Genomic DNA, 12770 nt, shown 5'->3' on the forward strand with positions numbered 1-12770 from the left:
ATTCTCTTGATCGCGTTCTGGATCATCCTGAGTGCCATTGGTGACATGAGTGCATCGAGACTCAGATCGGTTACGATGATTTCCCGGATACAGGATCAGCAACGTATGCTGGAAAAACAGATTCTGGAAATGAGACAAAAGAACCAGCAAACGGCTGACAGGAAATCATCTTCAGAGCAGGAACAGTAACCCGGCATGAAGTGAGTTGTTTAAAGTAGCGTTGAAGGGGATCTCAGGACGCCACGCGTGCTTTGACCAGCGCTTCCGAAGGTAGGCGATCGTAGCCGAACATCTCGAACGCTTTCTGCCAGCGCTCATAGATTTTCTTTTCCTGGGCAGCATCCATTTCGTATTTGTTTTTCTTATAGGACTTCTGATCCTTCAAATACGGCTGCATGTTCTTTACCAAATCATCAAAATCAGGCAGGTTCAGGTGCTCGTAAAGTTTTCTGAGTTCACCCACAGGATCTTCTTCGAGGTCTTCAAAGCGAACTTCATGCAGCTGGCCTTCCGGCACGATCTGTCGGTCCCGCTCATAAACATCCAAATGATTGACATAAATATTCGACATGTCCTCTTCTAATTTTTCCATGTCGAGCGGAGCAAAGCCATTATCACCAAACATGGTGCGGCGCAGATGAAGTGTTGAGTTATAAACCTTATACGGATCGCGATAAATATAAACGAACTGAGCATCGGGAAACATCTCAAGCAGAAACGGTATCCGAAACGTATGCGTCGGGGACTTTAAAAGTACACGCTTCTTTTCGCCTGACTTGAATGTCAGTTTCTTCATGAAATACAAAAATGTCTTTTTCCAGAGGGATGCTTCTTTGGGAGTCAGTCGATCCAGTTCATAGTAACGATCATAAACCTCTGGCTGATCACTGAAACTAATTGCAAGATAAGGCGACATCAAATGCAGCAACAGGATGGACGTTTCGTCTTCTTGGGGCAAATCCCAGGTAACAGGCATGTTGTCCATGGGACGCTGTTTCGGTAACAGATGCTTCACCACATGTTTCAGTACAGGCTCTGTGAGAAGAAAATGAGAGGGAAACAGCATGGCCCCCATATTGGGATAAATGAACTGCTTGTCCATCGACATCAGGTTATGCAGCAGCGTTGTACCACTGCGCCAATGCCCGATGATGAATATCGGTGGTTCCAGTTTTGTCCGATTGACTTTGCGGCTGAAAATTAAATTTTCAAACAGGGCAAAGAAAGAATTGGAAATACTTAACAAACCGGAAGAAATCAAGCGAGACATGCCAGACCATCGAATGGTGGGACGCAGTCTCATTAGTTTGATATAATTTGTGAATCCAATTCCAGACCAGACACAAAAAGGGCCTTGGGTAGATCCACTATTCTTTTCCTGGGGTTTCGTCATCTGAAGAGACTGTCCTACTCTTTTCAACTCAAGTCAAAGTCCGTCTGATCATAATTCTGCCCGAACTCAGAAAACGTGGATCAACACGACTCGGCCGAAATGTAAAGTATATACTATATCTATTTCTGGTGGCAGAGAAAGTAGTTTAACCACAATGTTGCTAATTTTGTACTACTACATCCATTTTATCCGTAATTGAACAGCCAAGATTCACAGGGCCTTTACTGAGTTTATTTCGGCATCCTGTAAGAAAGACTTCGACGAACTCTCTCCCGTTCAACTGGATTGATCAAATACAGCCGAGACCACACGGCATAAAGCGCGTGCCCATACTTTCCCTAAACTAACTGTTTATCCTCAGCTCTACAATTAACAGGACCGGAAATTATTTCGAAACGCGCCGTTCCTCTGATCTAACCTGAGAACTGGGAAGCATGACAGGTTCTGATTCTGAAAGTACCCGACAGTGAACACTAGCCTAGTCTACTAAACTTCGGATGTCTTGAAAATCTTTTTTGAGAGACTGATAGAGCTGACGGAAAACAGGGTATGACTTATTGTATACTTTTCTGTCTTTGGGGTTTACGTTCGTGCTCTCCACCACCCGAATCGTCGCCGAGCAGGCTTCCACCACGTCTTTATAGGCCCCCGTCCCGGCTGCTGCCAATAGCGCGACGCCATAAGCAGGCCCTTGTTCGGCGTTAATTGTTACCACCTTCTGGCCATAGATATCTGCCTGAAGCTGGCGCCAGAAGGAGCTTTGTGCCCCTCCACCAGAGAGCCGAATCTCCTGGACAGGAATATTCAGCTCCTGAATGATTTCTAGAGAATCTCGCATAGCGTAAGTCGCCCCCTCTATCACTGCCCGACTCAGGTGAGGACGTCCATGACGCAAACTTAATCCAATCCAGGCAGCCCGTGCATCCGGGTCGGCATGAGGCGTGCGTTCACCGGTCAAATAGGGCAGGAAAAACAGCCCTTCACTTCCGGCAGGCGCCTCGGCTGCCTGCGCGGTGATCAGTTGATACGGGTCAACCTTCTGACGTTTGGCGCTGGCGACCAGCTGTTCGCAGAGTTGATTACGATACCATTGCAAACTACCACCGGCTGAAAGGACAACCCCCATCACGTGCCATTTGTCACGTACCGCGTGACAAAAAGTATGCACCCGGCCTTCAGGATCAATCTGTACTTCCTCGCTGTGAGCAAACACCACCCCGCTCGTTCCCATTGTTGCTGAGATCACACCTTTTTTCACGATTCCATTGCCGACCGCACCGGCGGCCTGATCGCCACCGCCTCCCACAATGGGCACGCCTTTGGAAAGTCCCAGCAGCCGGGCAGCGTCTTCCGTTAAATGCCCACTGACATCTTCCGATTCATAGACTTCCGGTAACAAACCTTCATCCAGTTCCAGTTTACTTAAAAGCGGACGGCTCCACTTTCTCTGTTTGACATTCAGCAGTAATGTCCCCGAAGCGTCACTGACTTCGGTCGCAAACTCTCCCGTTAATCGATATCGAATATAGTCCTTGGGCAGCAAGACCTGCACGGTCTTATCAAAGTTCCTGGGCTCATGATTACGAAGCCAGAGTATCTTGGGCGCTGTAAAACCGGTTAAGGCGGGGTTCGCCACCATGCTGATCAGTTTTTTCCGTCCGCCGGCACGCTGCTCGATCTCAGCACATTCCGCAGCCGTTCGCTGATCATTCCAGAGCAGGGCAGGCCGGATGACTTCGTGTTTTTTATTGAGAAAGACACTGCCGTGCATCTGTCCGCTCAGTCCAATCCCTTTGACATCCGCAGGCTTGATTTTGCCATCCTTCAATACTTTGCGAATACTTTTGATCGTCGCCTGCCACCAGTCTTCCGGGTGCTGTTCCGACCAGCCGGGATGAGGGCTAAAAAGCGGATACTCTATCGTCGCGGAAGCAAGAATGGTTCCATCTTCCTGCATTGCCAGTGTTTTTGTTCCACTCGTTCCGACATCCACGCCCAGAAAAATTGCCATACTGTTAACCCTCATCCCTTAGTCTGTAAATCAATCGCTGTTACCGGAATCATACGTAAGCTTGATACGATAAGCTCTCACTCGGGACAGACGCAACCAATCGGCTGGACTGCGGCAATTTCGCGAACCCAGATGTTGCGAAACCGGGTATCGTTTCGATGAAACTGAAGTTGAATCGGCAGTTTCTCTTCATGAGCGGTATAAAACGGTGGCTGATGATAAAAAGTGGCGCCTTGCAGTTCCGTATGATTTTGCACAACTACACCATTCTGGATCACGGTAACATAAGCTGGTTTGACCAGTTGCCCATTCTCATTAAATCGGGGAGCATTGAAAATAATATCGTATGTCTGCCATTCTCCCGGCTTGCGACAGACATTGACCAGCGGCGGCCATTGCTTATAAATCGATCCCGCCTGACCGTCAAAATATGTTTTGTTCTCATACGAATCGAGAATCTGGACTTCATATTTCCCCATCAGAAACACGCCGCTATTCCCGCGGCCTTGCCCTTTGCCTTCAATCTTTTCCGGAGTCGCCCATTCCAGATGCAACTGGCAGTCACCAAACGATTGTTTGGTTTCGATGTCTTGTGCTGTAGTAATCGCATAACCGTCCTGGATTTTCCATTGAGCGCCGCCCTTCCATTGATCCAGGTTCTTTCCATCGAACAGCACAATCGCATCCGAGGGTGGCTGATTCGGATTGACAGTCACCACAGTCGGCTCTTTCCAGATCAAACCGTTCTTATATTCTTCCACTAAATTTCCATAGGTGTGGTAAGCCGTTCCCAGAAACACAGCAACGACCAGAATATGAAAACCTTTGCGGAAGCCTGTCATAATGATGTCCTTTTATCTCGATGTTGATAGTGTAAAGAATGAATTCAATGCTTCGAAATTCAATGTGTTCTGACGAAAACCGACTTTGTGAAAGTGTCCCGCGAATCAATAGTCGAGACTGGCGCCCCCTTCGGCTTCGATGGCTTGCCCGGTGAGAAAGCTGGAATCTTCGGTCGCCAGAAATAAAGCCAGTCGCCCCATTTCTTCAATGGTTCCCATGCGTTTGAAAACCTGAAGATCGGCAACACGCTTCAATGCCGTCTCGGGGTCGGGCAGAGTCGCAGCCCAGTCACGCATCAGAGGCGTATCGATATTACTCGGCAGAATCGCATTGACCCGAATGCCGGCTTCTCCCAGTTCAATCGCCAGAGATTTCGTGAAGCTGACCTGAGCGCCTTTGGTCGAACAATAAGCGGTCGAGTGATGCTGACCCAAAACCGCCGTCATCGACGACATATTGATAATCGTCCCTTTGGTTTTGCGCAAATGCGGCAAGGCATACTTCGCACCGGCAAACGTGCTGAGAAAGTTCACGCGCATCAAAGATTCCATTTCTTCGATGCTGGTTTCTTCCAGAGACATTGCCGCTGGGTGAACTCCCGCATTATTGATAATGCAATCCAGTCGGCCGAACTGTTGCACAGTCAGTTCGACTGCAGATCGAATCTGTTCGTGTTCGCCGACATCGCATTGAATAAAGATTGCTTTACCGGGACCTTTTTCATTCAGTTCGCGGGCTAAATCCTGACCAGCGTGCATGCCCCTCGCAAGAATCGCTACCAGCCCGCCTTCCTGACAAAAAACGCGCGAGCAACCTTCACCAATCCCTTTGCTGCCACCGGTGACAATGACGACGCGATTTTTAAATCTCATACTTCCCTCAATTGTGATATCTCGCAGGATCAAACTCGGAATCAACCGTTCGTGTTTTTCCGGTTTGCCATTAACGGTAACAATTACCGCGAGGGAATTCCAATCAAAGGCTGAGATGAATTCTCAAACAGGGATTAATTAAATGAGCTTTATTTTTCCCGCGTTCCCATGAGAGCCGATCAGGCAAAGATTACAAATGAGAACCGAGGCGTAATATTTCAGGAAGCTCGGCCAGGTTCAAATTGCCGCCACTTAAAATCGCTACGACCGTCTTACCTTGAAATCGTGTTTTATCTTTCAGGACTGCCGCCAGAGCAGCAGCGCCCGCTGCTTCTACCAGATTGTGTGTTTCCTTCAGGATATGATAGGCGGCGATTCGCATCTCATCTTCGCCGACCAGTAGAAAATCATCCACAACCGACTTCATGATTTCCTGAGTCAATTCAGCAGCCGAACGAGTGGCAACTCCTTCGGCCCAGGTATCTGCTGACGCCGTCGTCTGCATCGTTCCTGACTTCCAGGATAACTGATTGGCCGGCGCGTTCTCTGCCCCCACAGCAATGATTTCCGTGCCCGGACTCAAGTGTTTCGCGACGATGCCCGTTCCACAAACGCCGCTTCCCAAACCCACGGGAACGAGAATCACATCCGGTGCCTTCAGTATTTCAAAAATTTCAATCGCCTGAGTTCCTACGCCGGCAATCAGTTTCGGTTCATTGGCGGAATGCACGTAACGCCGTTTTCCATCGACCAGCTCCTGCTCCAGATATCGTTTTGCTTCGTCGAAATCCTCTCCCCATTCGATGATTTCCGCCCCCAGCAGTTTGATGGCACGGACTTTATCCGGATTATTATTTTGCGGAACCACAATCGTGCATTTCACGCCAAACTTGCGAGCCGCATACGCCAGCGACTGACCATGATTGCCTGTCGAACATCCGATGATTCCTGCCTGACGTTCCGCGTCTGAAAGCGTGCTGACCAGATTGATCCCCCCACGAATTTTAAAGGCGCCCACCGGCTGGTGATTTTCATGCTTTAAATAGAAGCTTGCCCCCGTTAACTGGCTCAAACCGGGCCACTCATAAAGGGCCGTCGGAGCCAGGACTTGACGAACACGGGGGACTGCGTCCTGAATATCCTGAAAGGTAGGAGGTTGCATAAGGGATACCTGACTTCACTGATTTCGCAACGGGAAAGAACTTTTTCGGAATGACACACTGCTGCTGATGAAGTTCGTCATAAAACCTCTGATTGTCAAGTTCTGAAACGATTGATTTCAGGATCAAACACGGGAACTCATCGTTGCAGAGGCTCTAAACGCCTGATATCATTGTAGTATAGACTGACAGTGGTCAATACTGCATGCCAGTCACCATGATCCTGCCTGCCAGGCTTTGGGAGTCTGGCTACCGTTAACTTCATTCGTGACGGATCGGTATCACCAAACCAGTTTTTAATGCGTTTGATGTGCCAGGAATTCCGGGCTGTAACAGCATCTTCCCCGGTACTTCACTCGCGTCCCCGACTGAGGGCGAATGACCATGTTGCGGGTAGTGATAAAACATTTTTGGATCGGGCTGATTGCCTGTATGCTGCTTCCGCATCCGGTCGACTCAGCAGAGAAAAAAGTTGATTTCAATCGAGACATTCGCCCGATTCTGTCGCGAAACTGCTTTCAATGTCATGGCCCGGATTCCACTCATCGCGAGGCAGATTTACGCCTGGATCTCGAACAGGGACTGAAATCGAAATCCGGAGACGAATCGATCATTCGTCCCGGCCACCCCGAGCAAAGTCTGCTGTTCGAACGCATTACCAGCAACGATCCTGATCTCGTCATGCCTCCCGCTGATTCCGGTAAATCGCTGAAGCCCGCCGAAATTCAATTGCTCAAACAATGGATCGAAGCAGGGGCACCCTGGTCAAAACACTGGGCTTATCTGAAACCACAAGCCACGCCGGCGCCTGAAGTCAAAAATCAAAGCTGGCCCGTGAACTGGATCGATCATTTTATCCTGTCGCGCCTGGAACAACTGAATCTGCAGCCCGCAGCGGAAGCGGATAAGGTCACGTTAATCCGTCGCCTCAGTTTTGATCTAACGGGACTCCCCCCCACCTCGCAGGAAGTAGATCAATTTGTCAAAGATCAAAAACCGCAGGCTTACGAAAAACTCGTGGATCGCTTGCTGGCGTCTCCGCATTATGGCGAGCGGATGGCGATGTACTGGCTGGATCTGGTTCGCTTCGCCGATACAGTAGGATATCACGGCGATCAGGATCATCACATTTCCCCCTATCGGGACTATGTGATCCGGGCGTTCAATGAGAACAAACCCTTCGATCAATTTACGCGTGAGCAGTTAGCGGGGGACCTCTTATCCGAACCCACGCTGCAGCAAAAGATCGCCACCGGTTACAACCGAATGCTGCAAACGTCCCACGAAGGGGGCGTGCAGCGCAAGGAATATCTGGCCATCTACGCAGCCGACCGCATCCGTAATTTTTCGGGCGTCTGGATGGGGGCAACGATGGGCTGCTGCCAGTGTCACGACCATAAGTATGATCCTTATACGATCAAGGACTTTTATTCACTGGTCTCATTTTTCGCTGATATTGATGAAGATCAGCACCTGAAGCGGGGCTCTGACCGCATTCCCACCATCAGAGAACCGGAAATTTTTCTCTATTCGGATCAGGAACAGAAACAGATCGCCGAGATTGAATCGAATATCAAAACCGCGGAACAGGCTTTGAAAAAAACAAAGGATGAACAGGAACAGAAGCAACTCAAACAACAGTTAGATCAACTGAAAAAAACGCGTGCCGCCATTGATCGCAGTGCGCTAAAAACCATGATTACGGTCTCAATCCAACCTCGGGAAATTCGAGTTCTCCCGCGGGGCAACTGGCTAGATGAAACGGGTCCCGTGGTGCAACCGGCCATACCCGAATTTCTGGGAACACTCAAAACTGACAATCGTCGCTTAACCCGACTTGATCTGGCGAACTGGCTGTCAGACGAAGACGGTTATGGTTTGCTGACGGCGCGCGTGATGGCCAACCGCTTCTGGTATCTCTTCTTCGGTCACGGGATTGCGCCCGTGCTGGACGACTTTGGCGGGCAGGGGGGACCACCCCATCATCCGGAACTGCTGGATCAACTGGCTCTGAAATTTTATCAAGATCAATGGGACGTCAAACAGATGGTCAAGTTCATCGTGATGAGTCGCGCCTATCGTCAGTCTTCCCTCGAAACAGCAGGACAGCGAAAACGTGATCCATTCAACCAGATGCTCGATCGGCAGGCACGCTTTCGCCTGCCTGCAGAAATGATTCGGGATAATGCGCTGGCTGTCAGCGGCTTACTGGTGACCGACGTTGGCGGCCCCAGTGTGAAGCCTTATCAGCCAGAGGGCTATTATCGACACTTGAATTTTCCCAAACGGACCTACGTCGCAGATACGGATGAACGACAGTGGCGCCGCGGCCTGTATGTGCATTGGCAAAGGCAGTTTCTGCATCCCATGTTGAAAGCCTTTGATGCACCCAGCCGTGAGGAATGTACGGCACAGCGACCACGATCCAATACTCCCATTGCCGCAATGACTCTGCTGAACGATCCCACATTCATCGAAGCAGCCCGCAAATTCGCCGAAGACGTTCTCCAGAACGGCGGTGATTCGGACACAGAAAAAATTCGCTATGCATTTTCCAGAGCAACTTCGCGTGCTCCTGAAGAAATGGAATCGGAAGTGCTGATCGCCTTATTGAATTCCAATCGCAAGGCATATCAATCAAAACCGAAAGAGGCCGTTGCACTGACGAAAGCCGGTTTAGCCAAAACAAATCCGGAGTTGAACGCCGTTGAACTCGCTTCCTGGACGGAAGTCACTCGGGCGTTATTGAATCTGAATGAAGTGGTGACGAGGAATTAACATAATGGTAAATTTCGATCAGCTACAAACGGGCCTGAATCGCCGCACGTTCCTCACGAATTCCGGTGTCGGACTGGGAGCGGCTGCACTCAGTTCCTTGTTGTCCGGTGAAAAAAATGCTGTCGCGCAATCGACTTCAACGCAGTCCTTAGTCGGCGGTCTTCCCGGCTTGCCGCATTTCGCACCGAAAGCAAAACGGGTAATTTTTCTCTGCATGGCCGGTGGTCCGACTCACCTGGAAACGTTTGATTATAAACCCAAGCTGGCGAAAATGGATGGAAAACCATTTCCCGAAAGTTACACCAAAGGCCAGCCGATTGCCCAGTTGCAGGGGAAAGAACTGAAGTGCCAGGGGCCGTTGACCAAATTTCGCAAGTACGGCCGTAACGGGCAGGAGATCAGCGATTTTCTCCCCTGGACGGCAAAAATCGCGGACGACATCTGCATTATCCGCTCGATGGTCACCGAACAGATCAACCACGACCCCGCACACACGTTTCTCAACACGGGAACCGCCATCAGCGGACGACCTTCCATGGGCTCCTGGATCACATACGGGCTCGGTAGTGAAACGGAAGAACTGCCCGGGTTCGTCGTGCTTACCAGTGTGGGCGGACGAAATCCGCAACCGATTGCTTCGCGTCAATGGGGAACCGGCTTTCTTCCCAGTCGCTATCAGGGAGTGCAATTCAACTCCACCGGAGACCCGGTCAACTATTTAACGAATCCTGCCGGTGTCAGTGCCCGGCAGCAGAAAGAATTAATTGAGACCGTTCAGACACTCGATCGTTTCCGCAATCAGCGTGTCGCCAATCCAGAAATTGAAACCCGTATCGCCGCTTACGAAATGGCGTTCAAAATGCAGACCTCGGTTCCCGAATTAATGGACCTATCCGGCGAATCAAAACAGACTATGGAAATGTACGGCGCCGAACCGGGGTCGGGAACCTATGCCACAAATTGCCTGCTGGCCAGACGTCTGGCCGAGCGAGGCTCTCGTTTCATCCATCTTTATCATCGGGGCTGGGATCATCACGGCGATCTGGTCCGCTATATGAATACCTGTTGTGGCCTAACGGATCAACCAACGTGGGCTCTGATCAATGATCTCAAACAGCGCGGCATGCTTGATGAAACCCTCGTGATCTGGGGAGGGGAATTCGGCAGGACTCCCATGTTCCAGGGAAAAGGGGGGGCGGGCCGCGATCACCATATCAAAGGATTTTCCATGTGGATGGCCGGAGGAGGGATAAAAGGGGGTATTACTCATGGTGCGACCGACGAATTAGGCTATAATTCCGTGGAAGACATCGTGCATGTTCGCGATCTGCACGCGACGATGTTGCACCTGCTCGGGATAAATCATCAAAGGTTCAGCGTAGAGTTCCAAGGTCTGGATTCCAGACTCACAGGTGTCGAAGAAGCGCACGTCATCAAAAATATTCTGACGTAGCATGGCACTGTATAGTCCCTGAAGGAGGACGCCCCGATGGTATTGATCATCGGGGCGTCTTCGCTTTTGAATCTGCTGAAACAAGCGGGTTATACTTTCAAATCTTCCGCACTCTGCGCCAGATCACTCTGGTAACGCAGTCTGACCGGTTCAATAATTTCGGCAATGAACGCGTCGACCTGTTCCGGAGCGCGACCGATATATTTCCGGGCATCCAGAGCACTGTTCAGATCACAGTCTTTGAACGCAGGATCTTTCTGCAGGCGTTCAATCAGATCGTTCTGTCCGCCATGCACTTTTACTTCCGCGCCAGCTGCCTGACTGTGAACGCGAATCAACTCGTGCAATTCCTGACGATCGCCGCCAGCCTCGACACCGGCCATCAGAAATTCTTCCGTCGCCATGAAGGGCAGTTCTTCATTCAGATGTTTCTCGATGACCTTGGGATATACCACCATGCCGTCTACGATATTGCGAAACAGAATCAGAACGGCATCGATGGCCAGAAACGATTGAGGCAGCGACAAACGCCGGTTGGCACTGTCATCCAGCGTGCGTTCCATCCACTGAGTCGCGGCGGTATCTTCCGCGTTCGCGGTCAGGCTGATCGCAAATCGAGCCAGCGAACACATCCGCTCGGATCGCATCGGGTTCCGTTTGTATGCCATTGCCGACGAACCAATCTGATTCTTCTCGAACGGCTCTTCCAGTTCCTTGCGGCTTTGCAGTATCCGAATATCATTCCCCGCTTTATGAGCCGACTGACCGATGCCACTCAAGGCTGATAAAACCTGAGCATCCACTTTGCGCGAATACGTCTGCCCGGTGACCGCGTAACGATCTGTGAAACCCATCTTTTCTGTCACACGCCGATCCAGTTCATCGACTTTTGCATGATCGCCTTGAAACAGTTGCAGAAACGTCGCCTGTGTTCCGGTCGTCCCTTTCACGCCGCGAAAGCGGAGTTTTTCCAGACGGTGCTCAATTTCTTCCAGATCCAGAATCAGATCATAGCACCAGAGCGTTGCCCGTTTGCCAACCGTAGTTGGTTGCGCCGGTTGCAAGTGAGTAAATCCGAGGCAGGGTAACTCGCGATATTCTTTGGCAAACTTCGCCAGATGATCGATGACGGAAACCAGTCGGGCGCGAACGCGTTCCAGACTTTCCCGAATCATGACCAGTTCGCTGTTGTCGGTCACAAAACAACTGGTGGCACCCAGATGGATAATCGCCATCGAGTCCGGACAACGATCGCCGTATGTATGCACGTGCGCCATTACATCGTGGCGCAGTTCTTTTTCATATTTAGCAGCCAGATCGAAATCAATGTCGTCGACGGCTGCTTTCAATGACTGAACCTGCGCGGCTGTCACAGGCAGACCCATTTCGTGCTGTGATTCCGCCAGCGCAACCCATAATCGGCGCCAGGTGGAATGTTTTTTCTGAGCCGACCAGATCTGGCTCATTTCCTGGGACGCGTAACGACTGATCAACGGATTTTCATAAATAAGATGACTCAATTTCTTCTCTTTCTTCAGGGCGGTGAACCTCGAATTCAATCGGATTCTATTAGCTCATATCGATTTCATTTAATACTAAGACTCTACGACAGGAACCACTTTCACATTCTCTGCGACATGAATTCCCATCGAGATCATTTGCCCGTTCCATTCCGAAACCACAATGCCCGCCTCTGCATTTTTTTCTTTCACGGTGCCTCGTGAACCGATCTTCAATCCTGACCGGGATAGAAATCGCAGAAATTCGGTTTCCTGATCGGTCACCTGGACAATTTGAACGTGCATGCCAGGTTGGCATGCAGCCAAGGTGGTCAGGTTTGGATAAGCGCGACGCATTTGGCCATCAATGGAAGGAATCGGATCGCCGTGCGGATCGGTTTCCGGAAACCCCAGATACTCGTCGATGTGATCGACGAGAAAATCACTTACCGCATGTTCCATATTTTCTGCTTCCGCATGGATCTGGTCCCACGTCAGCTTCAGCGTCTGGAATAGAAACAACTCAATCAACCGATGTCGTCGCAGCACCCGAATCGCCGTCTGTTTGCCATCGTCTGTCAGAGAGGCTCCTTCATACGGGCGGTACTCGACAAGTTTGGATTGCTTCAGCGTTTTGAGCATGCTGGTGACAGTTCCGGGAGCCACATCCATATATTTGGCCAATTCGCCGGTACTGATCCAATCTGAGCCGGACTGGAGGCTGATCTGCAAGATAGCCTTCATGTAATTCTCGACGGTTA

Annotated in this window: 10 protein-coding genes; 3 read left to right on the forward strand and 7 right to left on the reverse strand. The window is 50.4% G+C overall.

Annotated elements, in window-relative coordinates; genetic code table 11:
- Window positions 1-189 (forward strand): hypothetical protein (locus Q0294_RS17155; protein WP_299467907.1); only part of this gene is annotated, 189 nt, incomplete at its 5' end.
- A gap of 43 nt (window positions 190-232) precedes the next feature.
- On the opposite strand, the gene Q0294_RS17160 is transcribed toward Q0294_RS17155, so the two are convergent.
- From Q0294_RS17160 to Q0294_RS17180, 5 genes are all read right to left on the reverse strand, one after another.
- Entirely contained in the window at window positions 233-1270 is a 1038-nt protein-coding gene (locus Q0294_RS17160; protein WP_299467909.1) for a sulfotransferase, read from the reverse strand.
- 601 nt (window positions 1271-1871) lie between these two features.
- Window positions 1872-3404, reverse strand: coding sequence for a xylulokinase (xylB, locus tag Q0294_RS17165; RefSeq protein ID WP_299467911.1), 1533 nt, complete (start codon window positions 3402-3404; stop codon window positions 1872-1874).
- A 77-nt stretch (window positions 3405-3481) separates the two neighbouring features.
- Window positions 3482-4246: a DUF1080 domain-containing protein gene (locus tag Q0294_RS17170; RefSeq protein ID WP_299467913.1), complete on the reverse strand. Its 765-nt coding sequence runs from the start codon at window positions 4244-4246 to the stop codon at window positions 3482-3484.
- A 105-nt stretch (window positions 4247-4351) separates the two neighbouring features.
- Window positions 4352-5119 (reverse strand): glucose 1-dehydrogenase, encoded by a 768-nt coding sequence (locus Q0294_RS17175; RefSeq protein WP_299467915.1) that lies wholly within the window; start codon window positions 5117-5119, stop codon window positions 4352-4354.
- A gap of 190 nt (window positions 5120-5309) precedes the next feature.
- The gene (locus Q0294_RS17180; RefSeq protein ID WP_299467918.1) at window positions 5310-6281 is read right to left on the reverse strand and encodes a threonine/serine dehydratase; all 972 of its coding nucleotides are present in this window, start codon (window positions 6279-6281) and stop codon (window positions 5310-5312) included.
- A 394-nt stretch (window positions 6282-6675) separates the two neighbouring features.
- On the opposite strand from Q0294_RS17180, the gene Q0294_RS17185 reads away from it, so the two are divergent.
- Both Q0294_RS17185 and Q0294_RS17190 read left to right on the forward strand, forming a co-directional pair.
- Window positions 6676-9057 carry a PSD1 and planctomycete cytochrome C domain-containing protein gene (locus Q0294_RS17185; RefSeq protein WP_299467919.1) on the forward strand — a complete coding sequence of 794 codons (2382 nt, stop codon included), beginning with the start codon at window positions 6676-6678 and terminating at the stop codon, window positions 9055-9057.
- A 4-nt stretch (window positions 9058-9061) separates the two neighbouring features.
- Window positions 9062-10510, forward strand: a complete 1449-nt coding sequence (locus Q0294_RS17190) for a DUF1501 domain-containing protein (RefSeq protein WP_299467921.1) — start codon at window positions 9062-9064, stop codon at window positions 10508-10510.
- Window positions 10511-10599: 89 nt separating this feature from the next.
- Here Q0294_RS17190 and purB read toward each other — a convergent pair whose 3' ends face one another.
- Entirely contained in the window at window positions 10600-12030 is a 1431-nt protein-coding gene (gene purB / locus Q0294_RS17195; RefSeq protein ID WP_299467923.1) for an adenylosuccinate lyase, read from the reverse strand.
- 75 nt (window positions 12031-12105) lie between these two features.
- Window positions 12106-12770 (reverse strand): metal-dependent transcriptional regulator (locus tag Q0294_RS17200; RefSeq protein ID WP_299467925.1); only part of this gene is annotated, 665 nt, incomplete at its 5' end.

Origin of the sequence: uncultured Gimesia sp. (assembly GCF_937919775.1) — a bacterium.
GTDB lineage: Bacteria > Planctomycetota > Planctomycetia > Planctomycetales > Planctomycetaceae > Gimesia.

Bases quoted from the DNA above. Each gene is read 5' to 3' on its own strand.
- Q0294_RS17190 (WP_299467921.1), top strand. From the start codon at position 9,062: ATGGTAAATTTCGATCAGCTACAAACGGGCCTGAATCGCCGCACGTTC.
- xylB (WP_299467911.1), bottom strand. From the start codon at position 3,404: ATGGCAATTTTTCTGGGCGTGGATGTCGGAACGAGTGGAACAAAAACA.
- Q0294_RS17175 (WP_299467915.1), bottom strand. From the start codon at position 5,119: ATGAGATTTAAAAATCGCGTCGTCATTGTCACCGGTGGCAGCAAAGGG.
- Q0294_RS17180 (WP_299467918.1), bottom strand. From the start codon at position 6,281: ATGCAACCTCCTACCTTTCAGGATATTCAGGACGCAGTCCCCCGTGTT.
- Q0294_RS17170 (WP_299467913.1), bottom strand. From the start codon at position 4,246: ATGACAGGCTTCCGCAAAGGTTTTCATATTCTGGTCGTTGCTGTGTTT.
- Q0294_RS17160 (WP_299467909.1), bottom strand. From the start codon at position 1,270: ATGTCTCGCTTGATTTCTTCCGGTTTGTTAAGTATTTCCAATTCTTTC.